This window comes from Sorangium sp. So ce362, from assembly GCF_051519845.1.
GTDB lineage: Bacteria > Myxococcota_A > Polyangia > Polyangiales > Polyangiaceae > Sorangium.
Window position 1 is genome coordinate 5,065,535 of sequence record NZ_CP150332.1, and the last position, 16,912, is coordinate 5,082,446.

Annotated in this window: 16 protein-coding genes; 7 read left to right on the top strand and 9 right to left on the bottom strand. The window is 71.0% G+C overall.

The window, feature by feature from the left end; all coding sequences use genetic code 11:
• Positions 1-117: 117 nt before the first annotated feature.
• The 6 genes from acpP to WMF17_RS19675 form a co-directional block, all read right to left on the bottom strand.
• Positions 118-366 carry an acyl carrier protein gene (gene acpP / locus WMF17_RS19650; RefSeq protein ID WP_020736512.1) on the bottom strand — a complete coding sequence of 83 codons (249 nt, stop codon included), beginning with the start codon at positions 364-366 and terminating at the stop codon, positions 118-120.
• Positions 367-510: 144 nt separating this feature from the next.
• On the bottom strand, positions 511-1,257 hold the full coding sequence (gene fabG / locus WMF17_RS19655; RefSeq protein ID WP_437603607.1) for a 3-oxoacyl-ACP reductase FabG: 747 nt from the start codon (positions 1,255-1,257) through the stop codon (positions 511-513).
• Positions 1,258-1,263: 6 nt separating this feature from the next.
• Positions 1,264-2,205 carry an ACP S-malonyltransferase gene (gene fabD, locus WMF17_RS19660; RefSeq protein WP_437650712.1) on the bottom strand — a complete coding sequence of 314 codons (942 nt, stop codon included), beginning with the start codon at positions 2,203-2,205 and terminating at the stop codon, positions 1,264-1,266.
• A gap of 163 nt (positions 2,206-2,368) precedes the next feature.
• Entirely contained in the window at positions 2,369-3,364 is a 996-nt protein-coding gene (locus WMF17_RS19665) for a beta-ketoacyl-ACP synthase III (RefSeq protein WP_437650713.1), read from the bottom strand.
• Positions 3,365-3,458: 94 nt separating this feature from the next.
• A complete protein-coding gene (gene rpmF, locus WMF17_RS19670; RefSeq protein WP_020736516.1) occupies positions 3,459-3,653 on the bottom strand; it encodes a 50S ribosomal protein L32 in 195 nt (64 codons plus the stop codon).
• A gap of 4 nt (positions 3,654-3,657) precedes the next feature.
• Positions 3,658-4,413, bottom strand: coding sequence for a YceD family protein (locus WMF17_RS19675; protein WP_437650714.1), 756 nt, complete (start codon positions 4,411-4,413; stop codon positions 3,658-3,660).
• Positions 4,414-4,535: 122 nt separating this feature from the next.
• Between WMF17_RS19675 and WMF17_RS19680 the strand changes: the two genes are divergently transcribed.
• The 7 genes from WMF17_RS19680 (at position 4,536) to asnB (ending at position 12,914) form a co-directional block, all read left to right on the top strand.
• The gene (locus WMF17_RS19680) at positions 4,536-5,855 is read left to right on the top strand and encodes a hypothetical protein (protein WP_437650715.1); all 1,320 of its coding nucleotides are present in this window, start codon (positions 4,536-4,538) and stop codon (positions 5,853-5,855) included.
• Between the two features lie 157 nt (positions 5,856-6,012).
• Complete coding sequence (pyrR, locus tag WMF17_RS19685) at positions 6,013-6,576, top strand: bifunctional pyr operon transcriptional regulator/uracil phosphoribosyltransferase PyrR (protein WP_437603612.1); 564 nt, start codon at positions 6,013-6,015, stop codon at positions 6,574-6,576.
• An 8-nt stretch (positions 6,577-6,584) separates the two neighbouring features.
• Entirely contained in the window at positions 6,585-7,550 is a 966-nt protein-coding gene (locus WMF17_RS19690; protein ID WP_437603613.1) for an aspartate carbamoyltransferase catalytic subunit, read from the top strand.
• Positions 7,551-7,743: 193 nt separating this feature from the next.
• Positions 7,744-8,718 carry an NAD(+) synthase gene (gene nadE / locus WMF17_RS19695; protein WP_437650716.1) on the top strand — a complete coding sequence of 325 codons (975 nt, stop codon included), beginning with the start codon at positions 7,744-7,746 and terminating at the stop codon, positions 8,716-8,718.
• A gap of 307 nt (positions 8,719-9,025) precedes the next feature.
• On the top strand, positions 9,026-9,286 hold the full coding sequence (locus WMF17_RS19700) for an acyl carrier protein (RefSeq protein ID WP_061625355.1): 261 nt from the start codon (positions 9,026-9,028) through the stop codon (positions 9,284-9,286).
• Between the two features lie 21 nt (positions 9,287-9,307).
• Complete coding sequence (locus WMF17_RS19705; RefSeq protein ID WP_437650717.1) at positions 9,308-10,900, top strand: class I adenylate-forming enzyme family protein; 1,593 nt, start codon at positions 9,308-9,310, stop codon at positions 10,898-10,900.
• A 1-nt stretch (position 10,901) separates the two neighbouring features.
• The gene (gene asnB / locus WMF17_RS19710; RefSeq protein WP_437603616.1) at positions 10,902-12,914 is read left to right on the top strand and encodes an asparagine synthase (glutamine-hydrolyzing); all 2,013 of its coding nucleotides are present in this window, start codon (positions 10,902-10,904) and stop codon (positions 12,912-12,914) included.
• Between the two features lie 48 nt (positions 12,915-12,962).
• Here the strand turns inward: asnB and WMF17_RS19715 are convergent, their stop codons facing one another.
• Genes WMF17_RS19715 through WMF17_RS19725 form a run of 3 tightly spaced genes read right to left on the bottom strand, consistent with a single transcriptional unit; the run spans position 12,963 to position 16,759 of the window.
• Positions 12,963-14,183, bottom strand: a complete 1,221-nt coding sequence (locus tag WMF17_RS19715; protein WP_437603617.1) for a lipoprotein receptor — start codon at positions 14,181-14,183, stop codon at positions 12,963-12,965.
• Positions 14,183-15,169 (bottom strand): PEGA domain-containing protein, encoded by a 987-nt coding sequence (locus WMF17_RS19720; protein ID WP_437603618.1) that lies wholly within the window; start codon positions 15,167-15,169, stop codon positions 14,183-14,185. The genes WMF17_RS19715 and WMF17_RS19720 overlap by 1 nt, the downstream gene beginning before the upstream one ends.
• 36 nt (positions 15,170-15,205) lie before the next feature.
• Positions 15,206-16,759, bottom strand: coding sequence for a protein kinase domain-containing protein (locus WMF17_RS19725; RefSeq protein ID WP_437603619.1), 1,554 nt, complete (start codon positions 16,757-16,759; stop codon positions 15,206-15,208).
• Between the last annotated feature and the right edge of the window lie 153 nt (positions 16,760-16,912).

Below are 16,912 nucleotides of genomic sequence, written 5' to 3' on the forward strand. Positions count from 1 at the left end.
GCCCTAGCGCCACCACAGAGGTGAGGACACGTGCTTCGGCGAAGAGCGGACCCTTCGCTGGCTCACGCGCCATCACACCTCCATGGTGACGCCGCGTCCGGTAGGGCGGTAGGGACGCTACTTCTTGGCATTCCTTTCGATGTAGTCGACCGCATCCTGGACAGTCCGGATCTTCTCCGTGTCCTCGTCCGGAATGTCGATCTCGAACGCCTCCTCGAACGCGAGGACAAGCTCCACCAGGCCCAGCGAATCGGCGCCCAGATCGTCGATGAAACTCGCTTCAGGCTTGATGTCCTTCTCGTCGACGTCGAGCTGTTCCTTGATGATTCGCTTTACTTCGGCCGTGATGTCGCGACCTTCAGCCATGGTATTCCTCCCGGGAAAACGGACCCCCTAGTAGCCCATCGCCATGGGCGTTGCACCATCGAATTACCTGCGACCGGCTTTTTCGTGTGCGCCTGGTTCGCCGCTGAGCGGACGCCTGGCTGCCCACGTCTCCATCCGGCGCGCTCAGACGTACATGCCGCCGTTGACGCGCAGCGTCTCGCCCGTCACGTAGCTCGCCTCGTCGGAGCACAGGAATGCGATCGCCGCGGCGACCTCCTCCGGTCGACCTGTACGCCCGAGTGGGACCATCTTGGTCAGGCCCTCTTTCATCTCAGCGCTGATCGTCGTCGTCATGTCGGTGTCGATGAACCCGGGCGCCACCGCGTTGACGGTGATGCCGCGCCCCGCGTACTCGCGCGCGAGCGACTTCGTCACGCCGAGCAGGGCCGCCTTCGTCGCGGCATACGCCGTCTGCCCCACGTTGCCCATCTCCGCCACGACGCTGGAGAGGAAGACGATACGCCCCGTGCGCGCGCGCATCATCACCTTCGTCGCGGCGCGGGCGCACGCGATCGAGCCCTTGACGTTGACGGCGAAGAGGCGATCGAGGTCCTCCTCCTTGATCCGCAGGAGCAGGCCGTCGATCGCGATCCCCGCGTTCGCGACGAGGATGTCGAGCCGGCCGAGGCGCTTCGCCGCCTCGGCGATGGTGGCCTCGGTCGCCTGCAGGTTCGCGACGTCGAAGCCGAGCGCCTCGGCCTTGCCGCCGCGCGCGGTGATCGCCTCGACGAGCGCGCGCGCCTCGGCCTCCCCGCGCACGTAGTTGACGATCACATGCGCCCCCTGCGCCGCAAGCGCCTCCGACGCAGCCCGCCCGATCCCTCGCGAGCCACCCGTGACGATCGCGACTTTGCCCGTAAGGTCGAACATCGATGCCTATGCCTCCGAAAGGAACGCGCTCACGCGCTCAATCCCCGCCATGTCGCTCACGCTGAGCACCTTGATCTGCTTCGTGATCCGCTTCACCAGCCCGGCAAGCACCTTGCCAGGGCCGATCTCCAGGGCGTGCGTGACGCCGTCCTCCGCCATGCGCTCGATCGTCCGCATCCACTGCACGGTGCCGTCGACCTGGCGCAGGAGGAGCGACCGCACCCGCTCCGGATCGGCGTTCGGCGTGGCGTCGATGTTCGCGATCACCGGGAAGGCGAGCGGCCTGAACCGGGCGCGCTCGAGCTCGGGGCGCAGGCGCTCGGCCGCAGGTCGCATCAGCGCGCAGTGGAAGGGAGCGCTCACCTTGAGCGGGATCGCCTTGCCGCCGCGGGCGACGGCGAGCTCGCCCGCCCGCGCCACCGCGCGGCTCTGGCCGGCGATCACGATCTGCCCCGGCCCGTTGTAGTTCGCCGGCGCGATCACCTCGCCCTGCGCGGCCTCCGCGCAGATCGCGAGCACCACGTCCTGATCGAGCCCGATGAGCGCGGCCATGGCCCCCTCACCCGCCGGTACGGCCTCCTGCATCGCCGCGCCGCGGATCCGGCAGAGCCGCACCGCCTCCTCGATCTCCAGAGCGCCGGCGGCGACCAGCGCGCTGTACTCGCCGAGCGAATGGCCGGCCGAGTACAGCGGCGGCTCGAGGTCGGGCAGGTGCTCGATGAGCGCGGCGGCCACGGCGCAGCTCGTGGCGACGATGGCGGGCTGGGTGTTGCTCGTCTGCGTCAGCTCCTCCATCGGCCCCTCGAAGCAGAGCCGCGAGATCGGCTCGCCGAGCGCGGCGTCCGCCCGCGCGAACGCGCCGCGCGCCGCCGCCGAGGCCTCCGCGATGGCCTTGCCCATCCCGACCTCTTGCGCCCCTTGCCCTGGAAACAGCCAAGCGATTTTCACGTTTGCCCTCACTTCCAAGCGGGGGAAACGGACGTCGTCCGTCCCCGAACCACGTCACGAGGCCAGCGCGCGCCAGGCCCCGCTCACGCTGGGACGCCCGGTGAGCTCGGCCGCCTGGACGCGCAGATCTCGACCTCGACACCGGCGCGCGCGCATGGCTCGCTCACATCCGGACGACCGATGCGCCCCAGGAAATGCCGGCGCCGAGCGCGCAGAACAGGACGTTGTGGCCCGGCTTGATGCGCCCATCGCGGACCGCTTCATCGAGGGCGATGGGGATCGACGCGCTCGAGGTGTTGCCGTATTCCTCGATGTTCAGCACGAACCGCTCCAGCGGGAGGCTGAGCCGCGCGGCGACCTGGCTGATGATCCGCAGGTTCGCCTGATGCGCGACGACCCAGTCGAGGTCCGCGGCCGCCATGCCCGCCGTGTCGAGCGCGATCAGCGAGGCGCTGGAGAGGTTCTTCACGGCGACCTTGAAGATGTCCTGCCCCACCATGTGGACCTTGTTGCGGTTCTGCTCGATGCCCTCGGCGGTGAGCGGCTCGGCCGTGCCGCCGCCCGGGATGACCAGGGAGCTCGCGAGCGCGCCGTCGCTGAAGATCCGCGTCGAGACGATGCCCCTGCCGTCGCCGGACGCAGGCCCGAGCACGACCCCGCCGGCGCCGTCGCCGAACAGGACGCACGTCGTGCGATCCTTCCAGTTCAGGATGCGCGAGAGCAGCTCGACGCCGATCACGAGGACGTGCCGGGCCACGCCGTTGGAGATGAACTGATCGGCGATCGTGAGCCCGTAGACGAAGCCCGCGCAGGCCGCCGAGATGTCGAACGCGGGGATCTCCTCGGCGCCGAGCTTCTGCTGCACGTGCACGGCGCAGGCGGGCACCGGCGAGTCGCCGCTGATCGTCCCGACGATGATCATGTCGAGATCGGCCGCAGAGAGCCCGGCGGCCGCCAGCGCAGAGCGGCCGGCAGCGGCTGCCATGTCGCTCGTGAGCTCGCCCTCGGCCGCGACGTGACGCCGGCGGATCCCCGTTCTCTCGCTGATCCAGCTGTCGGAGGTGTCGACGATCTTTTCGAGATCGGTGTTGTGCAGGACCCGGGCGGGCGCGTAACTGCCCGTCCCGAGGATACGGCTCCTCGGCCGCGCGGCGCTCATGCGCCGACCTCTCGCGCGCCCGCGTGGGCCTTTGCCGCGCCCGGGTGCGCGGGCGCAGCGTTCACGCCCGCCAGCGTCCGCGCGCCCGCCCCTGTCATGTGGCCGCGGTCGCCTTGGTCGCCTTCGCCTTGCGCCCGTTGTAGTGCCCGCAGGCGCCACAAGCGCGGTGCGGGAGCCGGGCTTCCCCGCAGTTCTCGCAAGAAACGAGCTGGACGGGGGTCACCTTGTCGTGGTTGGCGCGCCGCATGTCGCGCTTGCTGGGGGTGGTTTTCCTCTTGGGGACGGCCACGGAGCTACTCCTTCTTGGTCTTCTTCTTCGGTGTCCCGGCCTTGGCCGGGGAAGTTGAGGCAGGTTGCGCGCGCCGGTCAGAGCCGCCGGGCTTCTGTCCAAGCTTCTCTCGGAGCGCGCTCAGCGGCGCGAGCCGCGGGTCGAGGCCTGGAGCGGCCTCGTCCTCCTCCACCGCCCCGCGGGCGAGGGTCGAGGAACCGCCCTCGCGGTCCTCTCGGGACGCGGCAGGACCGATACCCGGGCAAGCCTCCGAGCACAAGGGGAAGTTCGGCATCTCGAGGAGAATGGCCTCCCGGATGAACGGATCGAGCACCACCGTCTCGCCGTCGTACGTGTCGACGTCGGCCTCGTCGGCCGAGAACTCGTACTCGGGCTCCTTGACCTTGGCCACCGCCTTCGTCGCCCCGTTGCGCCCCGCGTCGTCCCGCCGGTGGCTGGGCCCCGCGTCGTCCCGCCGGTGGCTGGGCCCTCGGCCCTCGGCCTTCGGCGCCGGACGCAAGAGGAGCGAGAGCTCGGCGTCGATGTCCAGCGCGGCCGGAGAGAGACACCGCGCGCACGGCGTGGCGACAGACGCCTTGACACGACCGCGCACGATGATCTCGTTCCCCGTGCGGGAGAGGCGGGCAGAGAGTTGGCCTGGCGCGCGGCTGGTGACATTGACGTCAGCGAGCTCTGCGTTCAGCCAGTCGGTCGGCAGCGGCACGTCCAGCGAGGTGCCGGAGAGGTCGATGTCATTGGCGGAGACGGCGATCTTGGACATGGGGTTCGGGGCCAGTGAAGGCGGAGCGTTTAGCGCGGGGTGCGTTGGCTCGCAAGACCGAGTACGAGCGCCGTCAGAACGGGGCTGCATGGTAGCGTCGCCCCTGCATGGACCCTAGCGCAATGCCCGAGGTCCCCGCCGCGGGCGCCGCCGACAAGCGACCGGAATCGTCAGGAGAGGCGCGGCGGGCGGGCCGGCGCGGAACGGTCGCGCTTGCCCTCTACGCGCTCGTGACGCTCGTGTACGCGGTCACCTGTTCGCGCGAGCTCTTCACCGTCCACACGCCCTACAACCACTACGCCCTGCTCGCCGAGGCGTGGCTCCACGGACGCCTCGACCTCGGCGGGCCGCCGCCGGCGTACGCGGGCGGCAACGACTTCGCCGTGCTCGGCGATCGCTACTACGTCAGCTTTCCCCCCTTCCCCGCGGTCCTCATCGCGCCGCTCGTCCAGCTCGTCGGCAGCGCCGAGCGCGTACGCGATGGGCAGTTCTTCCTGGCGTTCGCCGGCGTCGGTCCGGCCGTCCTCTTCCTCGCGCTCGAGAAGCTCTCGGCCTCGCGGCGCAGCCGCCGCACGCAGGCCGAGAACGTCGCGCTCTCGCTGCTCTTCGCGCTCGGGAGCGTCTACTGGTTCAGCGCCGTGCAAGGGACCGTGTGGTTCGCGGCGCACGTCGTCGGCGCCGCGCTCGCGTGCGTCTATCTCTACTGCGCGCTCGACGCCGCCCACCCCCTCGCTGCAGGCCTCGCCCTGGGCCTCGGCTTCGCCACCCGCACGCCGCTCGGCTTCGCCCTGCCGCTGTTCCTCTGGGAGGCGCTCCGCGCGGGCCGCTCGGACCCGCGCGCCCTCGCGCGACGGCTCGCCCTGTTCGCCGCGCCCGCGGCGCTCGTGCTGGCCGCGCTGCTCTGGCACAACCACGCGCGGTTCGGCGACGCGACCGAGTTCGGGCACCGGTACCTCCACATCGCCTGGCGCGCGCGGATCGAGAAGTGGGGGCTCTTCTCGTACCACTACCTGCCGCGCAACCTCGCGGTGGTGCTCACGAGCTTGCCGTACGCCCACGTGCAGGGCACGCCCTTCCAGATCAACGTGCACGGGCTCGCGCTCTGGGTGACGACGCCGATCTACGCGTGGGCGCTCTGGCCCCGGCGCACGCCGCCCATGTTCTGGGCGCTCGCCGCCACGGCATCCGCGGTCGCGCTGCCGAGCCTCTTCTACCAGAACACCGGCTGGATCCAGTTCGGCTACCGCTTCTCCAACGACTTCGCCCCGTTCCTCTTCGCCATGATCGCCGTCTCCGGCCGCCGCTTCGGCGTCCCGTTCTACGCCCTCGGCGCGGCCGCGATCGCCGTGAACGGGTTCGGCGCGGTCACGTTCCAGCGGGCGGGCTTCGAGCGGTTCTATTTCCTCGAGCGCACCCAGCGCGTCCTGCACCAGCCCGACTGAGCGCGCCGGCGCCGCCGCTCAGCCGCCGCGACGCTCATTCCCTCCTCCGCACGCGGGCCCGGGAGCGGGCCGCTTCCTCCGGCCAGCGGGGAATCCCGCGGACGACGCACGCGGCCCTTGGGTGCAGGGCGCTCGCTGTGCTAGCCCTCGCCGCGCCATGGAAGCTCTGCTCGACCCGGCCGCCATCGGGCGCGGCCTGCGGCGTATCGCGCTCCAGATCGCCGAGCGAGGCCGCGGCGTGGACGATCTGGCGCTCATCGGGATCCGACGGGGCGGCGAGCCGCTGGCCAGGCGGCTCGCCGCGCTGCTCCTCGAGATCGAGGGGCAATCGCCGCCGGTCGGCGCCGTCGACATCACGCTCTACCGCGACGACGCCGCGACCGCCCTGCCGAACCCGCGCATCGGCCCCAGCCACATCACCTTCCCCGTCGACGGCCGGCGCATCGTGCTGGTCGACGACGTGATCTACACCGGCCGCACCATCCGCGCGGCGCTCGACGCGGTGCTCGACTACGGGCGACCGCAGCGGATCGAGCTCGTCGCGCTCGTCGATCGCGGCGGCAGAGAGCTGCCGATTCACCCTGACTACATCGTCCGCGCGGTCGAGCTCGCCCCCGGGCAGCGCGTCGACGTCGTGGAGCGCGCTGGCGAGCTCTGGGCTCTCGTCACCGCCGTTGGAGCCAAGATCTCGGAGCCCCCAGCTCCCCCGGAAGGGACGTAAGCCAGCGCATGAGGAGGATCTACCCGCACCGACACCTGCTCGGCATCGAGGGGCTCACGCGGCCCGAGATCGTGGCCCTCCTGGACGCCGCCGAGTCGCTCTTCGACGTCTCCCGGCGGAGCGTGCGCAAGGTGCCCACGCTCCGCGGCAAGACGGTCGTGAACCTGTTCTACGAGCCGTCGACGCGCACGCGGACGTCGTTCGAGCTCGCGGGCAAGCGCCTCAGCGCCGACGTCATCAACATCAGCGTCTCCACATCGAGCGCCGTCAAGGGGGAGTCGCTGCTCGATACGGTGCAGAACCTCCAGGCGATGCAGCCCGACGTCCTCGTCATCCGGCACAGCGCGTCCGGCGCGCCGCACCACATCGTCGCGCGCACGCGCGCGGCGGTCATCAACGCGGGGGACGGCACGCACGAGCACCCGACGCAGGCGCTGCTCGACGCGTTCACCATCCGGCGCGCCAAGGGGCGGCTGGAGGGGCTGGAGGTCGCCATCTGCGGCGACATCGTCCATAGCCGCGTGGCCCGCTCGAACGCGCACCTGCTCACGACGATGGGCGCGCGGGTCCGCTTCGCCGGGCCGCGCACGCTCCTGCCGGTCGCAGGCGAGTCGCTCGGCGCGACCCTCTACGACCGGATCGAGCCCGCCCTCGAGGGCGCCGACGTGGTGATGATGCTGCGGGTGCAGCGCGAGCGGCTGAGCGGCAGCTTCCTGCCCAGCACGCGCGAGTACAGCCGCACCTTCGGGCTGAGCCCGGCCCGGCTCGCGCTCGCGAAGCCGGACGCGATCGTGATGCACCCGGGGCCGATGAACCGCGGCGTGGAGATCGATCCGCGCATCGCGGACGGCCAGCAGAGCGTGATCCTCGACCAGGTCGAGGCCGGCGTCGCGGTCAGGATGGCGGTGCTCTGGATCCTGGCCGCGGAGACCAACGAGTTCTCCGCGACCGGCGAGCCGCGGCCCGCGCCCTGACGGGGCCGCGCCGCCCCGCCGCGGTCCGCGCAGGGGGGGCGGATGGCTGCTCTCGCCCCGCGCGACGCGAGGCGCCGGCGCCGGCTCCTCGCTTGGCCGCCCGGGCTTGCGGCGGCGCGGCAGCGAACGGGGTTCCCTGCCGCGCCGCGTTTTAATAGGCTGGTCCATCTTTTTGAAAGGGTGGATGCCAACCATGTTTTCGCGAGACGTCCTCAGGATCGATGCCCCGGCAGTAGCGCAGGAGATCGAGCAGGCCATCCGGGCTCAGGTATTCGGCACGCTGCGGCGGCGCGGGGCCGTGGTCGGGATCTCGGGCGGGATCGACAGCTCCGTCGTCTCGACGCTGTGCGTCCGCGCGCTCGGCAAGGACAAGGTGCTCGGCCTCTTCATGCCCGAGCGCGACACCTCGGACGACGCGCTCCGGCTCGGCAAGCTGCTCGCCGAGCAGCTCGGCATCGAGGCGGTCATCGAGAACATCAAGCCCGCGCTGACCGGCCTCCGTTGCTACGAGCGGCAGGACGAGGCGATCCGGATGGTCTACCCGGACTACAACGAGAGCTGGAAGTTCAAGATCACCCTGCCCTCCATCCTCGAGAGCGACCGGCTGAACGTCTCGCAGCTGACGGCACAGCCGCCCGGCGAGGAGCCGCGCGTGAAGCGGATGCCGCTGAACGCGTACCTGCAGCTCGTCGCCGCGACGAACTTCAAGCAGCGCATCCGCAAGATGATGGAGTACTACCACGCGGACAGGCTCAATTACGCCGCCGCCGGTACGCCGAACCTGCTCGAGTACGATCAGGGCTTCTTCGTGAAGCAGGGAGACGGCGCCGCGGACTTCAAGCCGATCGCGCACCTGTACAAGAGCCAGGTCTACGCGCTCGCCGAGTACATCGGCGTCCCCGCCGACATCTGCAGGCGCGCGCCGACCACCGACACGTTCTCGCTGCCTCAGGGGCAGGACGAGTTCTACTTCGCGCTCCCCTACGACAAGATGGACCTCTGCCTCTACGCCTACAACAACAAGGTCCCGGCCGCGGAGGCGGCGTCCGCCGTCGGCATCAAGCCGGAGCAGATCGAGCGCGTGTTCAAGGACATCGAGGCGAAGCGCCGGGTAGCGCAGTACCTCCACGCGCAGCCGCTGCTCGTCCGCGATCAGAGCCACGCCTGACGATCCGCGCCCCTCGCGCCACCCGGGCCAGCGTCGACGCCCGGCGGCGCTGCCCCGGGCGTGAAACCGGCCGGAAACAGCGCAGCCCGCGTCGACGATGAAACGTGAGATGCGGGACGCGCTCGCGCGAGACCGCTCCACGACGGACTCGCGACGAGACCGCGAGACCGCGAGTCGCGACTCTCACCTCGGCAGCGTCCCCCCGAGGGCGGACAGCGCCCTGCGGCGGTCTGCACACCGCAACGCCGCTCCGCCGAGTGTTCTCGACAGGAAAGCCTGGAGGGTGATAGACGTAGGAATTAACTCCATGAGCACTTCCAGCATCGAATCGACGATTCGCAACTTCCTGGTCGCCTCGTTCGGATACAGGGGCGCTACCGCCGATCTTGGGGCCGAGGTCCCTTTGCTCGATCAAGGGATCCTGGACTCGACGGCCGTCCTCGAGATCGTCCAGTTCCTCGAGCAGGACCTCGGCATCCAGGTCGCTGACGAGGAGATGGTGCCGGAGAATTTCGGCTCGATCGCCCGGCTCGTGACCTACGTCAACGGGAAGAAGAGCAGCAACTAGCCCGAACACCCCGGGGGGCGCATGAGCACGCAGCACACCGCTCGTCGCGATCCGCGCTCGGATCGCTTTCTCATCGACTCAGCGCTGCGATCGTTCGCGGCTTCACGCCCCGACCACGTCGCGCTGGTCTCCGAGGGGCGGCGGCTCACGTACCGCGAGCTCGACGCGCTCGCCGACCGCTGCGCCGCCCTCTTCCGCGAGTCGGGCGTGCAGCGCGGCGATCGCGTCATGATCGCGCTCGACAACGGCGTGGACGCGGTCGTCGCCTATTACGGCACGCTCCGGGCCGACGGGGTGCCGTCGCTGCTCGGCACCGCGATGCGACCCCGGCGCCTCGCCCAGGTGATGGAGCTCGCCGAGCCGCGCGTGCTCGTGGCGGCGCGCGGCATGCGCGACGGCCTCGCCGCCATGGCGGAGCTCCCGCCCGCCGCGAGGCCGGCGGCGACGTTCCTGAGCGGCACGGCGCCCCCGGCCGCGGCGGCCGGCCCCTCGCCCGAGGGGCGCGACCTGGAGGAGGCGCTGGCCGGCGCGCCGAGCGACGCCCCCGAGCGCCGCGCCATCGAGCTCGACCTCGCGACGCTCTGCTGGACGAGCGGCAGCACGGGCGAGTCGAAGGGGGTCATGCTGACGCACCAGAACCTCCGCAACAGCACCGCGGCGATCGGCGCGTACCTCGAGCACACGGCGGACGACGTGATCCTCTGCGTGCTGCCGCTGTCGCACACCTACGGGCTCTTCCAGCTGCTCGTGACGCACGCGTTCGGCGGGGCCGTCGTGCTGGAGAAGGGCTTCTCCATGCCGTGGCCCATCGTCCAGAAGATGGCCGAGGAGCGCGCCACCGGCTTCGCGGGCGTGCCGACGATCTTCGCCTCGATGCTGTCGCTCAAGAACTTCGCGAAGGCCGACCTGTCGGCGCTCCGCTACATGACGAACGCCGCGTACGGGCTCCCGGCGCCGCAGCTCCTGCGCCTCCGCGAGCTTTTGCCCAACGTCTCGTTCGTCGCGATGTACGGCCAGACCGAGTGCACGCGCGTCTGCTACCTGCCGCCATCGCTGGCGCTGGAGCGACCGTCCTCCGTGGGCATCGCGATGCCGAACGAGGAGCTCTGGATCGAGCGGGAGGACGGCACGCGGGCGGAGCCGGGCGAGGTGGGCGAGCTCGTCGTGCGCGGGCCGAACGTGATGCGCGGTTACTGGAAGAACCCCGACGCGACCGCGCGCGCGCTCCGGCCAGGGCCCCTCCCGGGCGAGGTCGTGCTCCACACCGGCGATCTCTTCAAGATGGATGAGGAGCGATACCTCTACTTCGTCGCGCGCAAGGACGACATCATCAAGACCCGCGGCGAGAAGGTGAGCCCCCTCGAGGTCGAGTCGGTGATCTGCAAGGTCCCTGGCGTGATCGAGGCGGCGGTCGTCGGTGTGCCGGATCAGGTGCTCGGCGTCGCGGTGAAGGCCGCCGTCGTGAAGGCCCCCGATGCCGCGGTGACGGCCGACGACGTCCGCAAGAAGGTGCGGTCCGAGCTCGACGAGTTCGCCGTGCCCAAGTTCGTCGAGTTCATGGATACGCTCCCTAAGACGGCGAGCGGCAAAGTCAAGAAGAGCGAGCTCATCTGATATGTGCGGTATCGCCGGCCTGATCAACCTCCGCTCCGACGCGCCGAACCCCGACCGCGACCTGGCCCTCAAGATGGCTCGAGCGCTGCGCCACCGCGGCCCCGACGGCTTCGGCATCTACCGCGATCGCCACGTCGCGCTGGCCCACGCCCGCCTGTCGATCATCGACCTCGACGGCGGGTGGCAGCCCATGGCCAACGCCGAGGAGACGCTCTGGGTCTGCTTCAACGGCGAGATCTTCAACTACATCGAGCTCCGCGAGGAGCTCACGGCGAAGGGCCACCACTTCCGGACCAAGAGCGACACCGAGGCGCTGATCCACGCCTACGCCGAGTACGGCGAGGCCATGGTCGATCGGCTGAACGGCCAGTGGGCGTTCGTCCTCTGGGACGTCAAGCGGAGGCGCGCGTTCTTCTCGCGCGACCGCGTCGGCATCAACCCGCTCTTCTGGACGGTCCACCGCGGCGTCCTCCGGTTCGCCAGCGAGGTGAAGTCGCTCTTCCAGGACCCCACCATCCCCCGCGCGATCTCCCGCGAGGGCCTCGACGAGGCCCTGACGTTCTGGGCGCCAGTCGCCCCGCTCACCTCGTACGAAGGCATCCAGCAGATCCCGCCGGGCGCTGTGGCGACGCTCGATCTCGATCGCGACGTGGCGCCGCGCGTCTCGATCCGCTTCCGGCCCGAGTTCCCCCACGGGCGCGCGCCTGGCGGCGACGAGGTCTCGCTCGTCTCGAGCGTGCGCGAGGCGGTCCGCGGCGGCTCGACGATCCGCCTGCGCGCCGACGTCCCCGTCGGCAGCTACCTGAGCGGCGGGCTCGACTCCACGATCGTCGCGGCGCTGATCGCGTCGAACCGCGAGGTTCCGCTGCGCACCTTCTCGGTCGAGTTCGCCGAGCGCGAGTTCGACGAGGCCGAGTACCAGCGCGCCGCCGTCGCGCACCTCGGCACGTCCCACGCCTCGATCCAGTGCAGTGACGCCGACATCGCCGGCGTCTTTCCGGATGTCGTCTACCACGCCGAGGCCCCGCTCCTGCGCACCGCCCCGGCGCCGTTGTTCATCCTGGCGCGCCTCGTCCGGCAGAGCGGGTACCGCGTGGTGTTGACGGGCGAAGGCGCCGACGAGTTCTTCGCCGGCTACGACATCTTCCGCGAGGACCGGGTCCGCCGCTTCTGGGCGCGCCACCCGGACAGCAAGCTCCGGCCCCAGCTCCTCCTCCGGCTCTACCCTTACCTGCAGCGGTCGCCGGTCGCGCAGGTCGAGATGGCCAAGGCCTTCTTCGGGCGGAACCTCGCGCAGACGGGCGACCCGTTCTACTCCCATCGCCCGCGCTGGGACGCCACGAGCCGCATCAAGCTGATGCTCGACCCCGCGATGCGCGAGGGCGTCAGCGACACCGCGGCCGCCGATCGCCTGAGGGAGCAGCTGCCCGCCGACTTCATGCGCTGGACGCCGCTCGCGCGCGCGCAGTACCTGGAGATCACGACCCTGCTCTCCGGCTACCTGCTCTCCTCCCAGGGCGAGCGCATGATGATGGCGAACTCGGTCGAGGGGCGCTTCCCGTTCCTCGATCCCAACGTGATGGACGTGGCGGACGCGCTGCCGGACGCGCTCAAGCTCCGCACCCTCGACGAGAAGCACGTGCTGAAGCGCGCGATGGGCGATCTGTTGCCGCCCGGCGTCCTCGCGCGGAAGAAGCAGCCGTACCGCGCGCCCGTCGTGCAGCCGTTCTTCGGGAGCGGGACGCCGGACTACGTGGAGATGTGCCTCTCGCCGGACGCCATCAAGGACGCGGGCATCTGGCAGGCGCAGCCCGTCGCGTCGCTCATCGCGAAGTGCCGCAAGACCGGCGGCAAGTCGATGAGCAACACCGACGACATGGCGTTCTGCGCGATCCTCTCCACGCAGCTCATGGCGCGGGACATCATCCAGGGTGCGCGGGTCGTCGCGGCCGCCGACGACATGTCGGGCCGGCTGGGCGTCGACGTCGACCGGCTGCGCGACGCCGCGGGCTGATCCAGCGCGCTCGACGTCGAGGCGAGGCTGCGCCGGGCGCGCTCCTTCTCAGCGGGGCAGCTTGCGCACCCCGCCGGCGCCCTTCTCCTCCACCCAGAAGACGAGCCCGCCGTGGAGCGCGATCCCGCGCGGCGCGCCGCCTCTGTACAGCACCTGCGGCCTCCCGCGGCCGTCCTTGCGCTTCCGCAGGACGCGGGGCGTCCCTTGATCGGTCCAGTAGACGTAGTCGTCGTTCCCATCCACGGCGATGCAGTCGGGGGACGGGTGCTCCACGTTGTCGTCCTCGGAAGGCTTCCAGATCGCCATCGCCTCCCGCGAGCCGTCCTTCGGCGCCCTCATCACGGCGGCTTGCAGGTCGGTGTCGTTGCTGCGCGGGCTGTTGGTCCAGTAGACGAACGCGTCGTCGACGGCGATGGCGTACGGGAACGGCTGCTCGTCCGCCAGCTCGACCGTGTCGCCGGTGTCTCGTCGCGTCCGGTTCACCGTGCCGCGCGCGCTCCGATCGACCCAGTACACGTGCTCCGCGTCGAGCGCGACGAGGTGCGGCGACGCCTCATCGTCCTCGTGGAACTCGTCGTTCGCCCCCTCGTCGTTCGGCCACGCGTCGAGCATCGCGATCTGGCCGATGAGGCTGCCTTTCCCGGGCACGCCGATGCCGCCCGCGCGCTGCGCCCAGAACACGTCGCTCTCGTCCGCCGCGACGCCGAGGGTCGCGTGGTTCGAGTCGTAGATCACCTTCGGCGTCTCCTGTCCCTCGCGGTCCACCCACATGATGTTCGTGTCGTTGAGGTTGGACCAGAAGACGCCTTGCTGGTTGACGGCGATCCCGTACGGAGCGTTCTGCCCGGCGGCGAGCAGCGTGACCGGCCCGCCGAGGGCCGGCACCTTCTGCACGCTGCCGTTCGCGCCCACGCCGGCCGTCCAGTAGACCTCGTCCTGGTAGATGACGAGGAGCCTCGCGTTCGCGCCCGCCGGGGTCGGGAACCCGCGCGCGATCTCGGTGACCCCGCTGCAGCCGCTCTCGCTGCACATCCCCTCGTCCAGGCACACCGCGCCGCAAGCGCCGCAATTCTGGGGGTCGTCATGCAGGTTCACCTCGCAGAACGTGTCGCCGTTGCAGTCCGCCATGCCCGTCGGGCACCCGGAGGACCCACCGGACGAGCTCGCGCCGGGCTCTCCCATCGTGAAGTCGCCGAGCACGCTTGTGCATGCAGAGGCGATCGCGACGGCAACGCTGAGCATCAAGCCGACCTGGAGCGCCTGGCGCATCAAAAACTCCCCTTCGCTCCCGCGGAGCCGAGCCCGATCACGGGTGTGATCGATATCCCGGCGCGCTGCGGCGACCTCGGCGCTGTCAGGAGAAGGAACGCCCCCGCGCCGACGCCCACGGCGCCGATCGCGAACCCGATCGTCGAGAGCGTGCCCATCGCGTGGTAGCTGTCGACCTCGCCCTGGAGCGACGGGTCGCACCGGCCGGCGGGGCAGCGCTCCGAGAGGTCGCCGTGCTTGCCGATCGCGAGCACGCCGCCCACCGCGCCGGCCGCGAGGCCGACGCCGCCGAGCCCCAGCGCGGTGATCCCGAGGACGGTGCGGCTGCTGCCGCCCGAAGGCGCGCCAGGGCCCGTGTCGGGCGACGGCGCGACCGGCGGAGGCGACGCGACCGACGGCGGCAACGCGACCGGCTTGAGCTCGAGCGCGACGGTCTCGCTGGCGCCCTCCGCCAGGGTCACCTTCACCTCGGCCGGAGCGAACCCCGCCGCCTCCGCGCGGACGGTGTGGTCGCCCGGATCGACCGGCCGCCGGACCCCGAGGGCGGCGCGCGGCACGGGCTCGCCATCGATCGTGACGGCGGCGGTGTCCGGCCCGCGCACCGAGATGAGCACCTGCGGGATCCGGGGCGCGAGCGCGTCGAGCTCCCGTTGAGCGTCCGCGATCGCCTCGAAGAACTGCTCGGGCGACTTCTCCGGCGCCCCCTCGCGGACGATGCGGCTGTACGACTCCTGGGCCGCGATCCACTGGCCCACGCCCACCTGGGCTCGAGCGACGCCGAGCAGCAGCGTCGGGGCGTGGATGATGGCGTCGGCGCGGCCGAACCGATCGAGCGCGGCGGAGAAGTCCTTCCGTTCGAGGGCCTCCTGACCCTCCACGGCGAGCGAGCGCGCCGTCGCGCGATCGGCGTCCGAGACCTGTGCCAGCGCGGCGGGCGCGCAGGTCAGCGCGAGCAGCAAGGAAGCGATCCCTAGTCGACGAGCCATACGAACAAGGTCTGTGCGAGATGCTGCGGGTGAACTTCAGATGCCGAAATCCGTCGGCTTCGGCTTGCGGCGCACGCTACCGGCCGGCGCCGGAGCACGCGGCTTCGCCTGAGCGGGGTGCCCCGCGGGAGCGCGCAGGCCGCTCCGGGGCGCCGCCGACGAGGCCGCGGGCGCCGACGAGGCCGCGGGCGCCGGCGCGGCGGCGCTGGCCGCCGAGGCGGGCGGCTCGGGCGCCGGCACCGGCGCGGAGGATGACGCCGCGACGTCGGGGCCCCGCGGCACACCGGACGCCGACGCCGTGGGAGCCGGCTGCGCGAGCGGCTGCGCCGGGGCGCCGGGGCTCGCTCCGCGCAGGACGAAGAACCCGATGGCGACGAGGACGACCGCGGAGGCCCCTGCAGCGGCGAGCACGCGCCCGACGACGGGCCGCCGGATCGGGGGAGACACCACCGAGACCAGCGCGCTGGCGGTCTGCGACCGCATCTGGCGGCCCGACATCGCGGACGCCGTCTGCGCCTCTCCCGGCGAGGCCACCGTCACGCCGGAGCTCGTCGAGATCCGCTCGGCCTCGGCCTCCGACGAGGCGACCAGCGTGGCCGCGTCGCCGAGCGACGGCGCGGCGCTGTCGGGCCCGGCGTCGAGGGGCGTCGCGCTCCCCCTCGAGCGCGGGGCGAACCCGAGCTCCACCGAGGCGCGCTCGCCGGGCGCGCGGAACGGGACGAGGCTCATCCTCGACTCGAAGCTGTCGCTCGCGATGTCGAGGGCGATCGCGAGCGCGTCGCAGAACTCCTTCGCGCTCTGGAAGCGGCCCTCCGGCTCGCGCGACGCCGCGCGGGCCCACCAGGCGTCGAAGCCGGGCGGCACGGGGGCGAGCTGCGACGGCACGGGCAGCGGCTTGACCATGATCTTGAGGAGCAGATCGCCGAACGCCTCGCTGTTGAACGGGAGATTGCCGGTCAGGCACTCGAACACCACGACGGCGAGCGACCAGAGGTCCGAGCGGTGATCGATGCGCTTGGTCCCTTGCGCCTGCTCCGGGCTCATGTACGCGGGGGTCCCGAGCAGCGAGCCGGTCTTCGTCGTGGAGGTGACGCGCGGCGTGCTGTCCTTTGCGATGCCGAAGTCGAGCACCTTGGCGATCTCCCGGTCGTCGTCCCGGACGAGGAAGATGTTGGCCGGCTTGAGATCGCGATGGACCAGGCCGGCCGCGTGGGCCCGCGTGAGGGCGCGCGCCACCTGCGCCGTGATCGCCATCGTGTCGTACGGGTCGAGCCGCCCCACCCGCTGGATGCGGGTGTCGAGGTCCTCCCCATCGAGGTACTCCATCGCGATGTACGGCGTCCCTTGCCACACACCGTGGTCCAGGATCTGCACGACGTGGGGGCTGCGGATCTGCGCTGCGACCTTCGCCTCCCGCTCGAAGCGGAGCCGCACCTCCTTCGAGACGCCCTGCGCGTGCATGAACTTGATCGCACACGGGATGTCGAGGCCCATGTGCTGAGCGAGCCACACCGAGCCCATCCCGCCTTGCCTGAGCGGACGCACGAGGCGAAAGCGATCGGCAACGGTGGTCCCCGCGGCGGGTGTCACGCAGCCTCCCAGACCTTCGGGAATATCACAGGTGGACGTCCAGGGTCACCTTTGCGCCGTGCAAAAAGGAACTGCTGGCCAGCGCAATTCGGTCGAGGCGCGCGTCGTTTGCTGCTGGTTGCCGTCGGTTCCGTCGATTGCCGTCGGTTCCGT

Excerpts from the sequence above, each read along its gene's own strand:
- acpP (WP_020736512.1), bottom strand. The coding sequence starts at position 366 with ATGGCTGAAGGTCGCGACATCACGGCCGAAGTAAAGCGAATCATCAAG.
- fabG (WP_437603607.1), bottom strand. The coding sequence starts at position 1,257 with ATGTTCGACCTTACGGGCAAAGTCGCGATCGTCACGGGTGGCTCGCGA.
- WMF17_RS19665 (WP_437650713.1), bottom strand. The coding sequence starts at position 3,364 with ATGAGCGCCGCGCGGCCGAGGAGCCGTATCCTCGGGACGGGCAGTTAC.
- WMF17_RS19675 (WP_437650714.1), bottom strand. The coding sequence starts at position 4,413 with ATGTCCAAGATCGCCGTCTCCGCCAATGACATCGACCTCTCCGGCACC.
- WMF17_RS19680 (WP_437650715.1), top strand. The coding sequence starts at position 4,536 with ATGCCCGAGGTCCCCGCCGCGGGCGCCGCCGACAAGCGACCGGAATCG.
- pyrR (WP_437603612.1), top strand. The coding sequence starts at position 6,013 with ATGGAAGCTCTGCTCGACCCGGCCGCCATCGGGCGCGGCCTGCGGCGT.
- WMF17_RS19690 (WP_437603613.1), top strand. The coding sequence starts at position 6,585 with ATGAGGAGGATCTACCCGCACCGACACCTGCTCGGCATCGAGGGGCTC.
- nadE (WP_437650716.1), top strand. The coding sequence starts at position 7,744 with ATGTTTTCGCGAGACGTCCTCAGGATCGATGCCCCGGCAGTAGCGCAG.
- WMF17_RS19700 (WP_061625355.1), top strand. The coding sequence starts at position 9,026 with ATGAGCACTTCCAGCATCGAATCGACGATTCGCAACTTCCTGGTCGCC.
- WMF17_RS19705 (WP_437650717.1), top strand. The coding sequence starts at position 9,308 with ATGAGCACGCAGCACACCGCTCGTCGCGATCCGCGCTCGGATCGCTTT.
- asnB (WP_437603616.1), top strand. The coding sequence starts at position 10,902 with ATGTGCGGTATCGCCGGCCTGATCAACCTCCGCTCCGACGCGCCGAAC.
- WMF17_RS19715 (WP_437603617.1), bottom strand. The coding sequence starts at position 14,183 with ATGCGCCAGGCGCTCCAGGTCGGCTTGATGCTCAGCGTTGCCGTCGCG.
- WMF17_RS19720 (WP_437603618.1), bottom strand. The coding sequence starts at position 15,169 with ATGGCTCGTCGACTAGGGATCGCTTCCTTGCTGCTCGCGCTGACCTGC.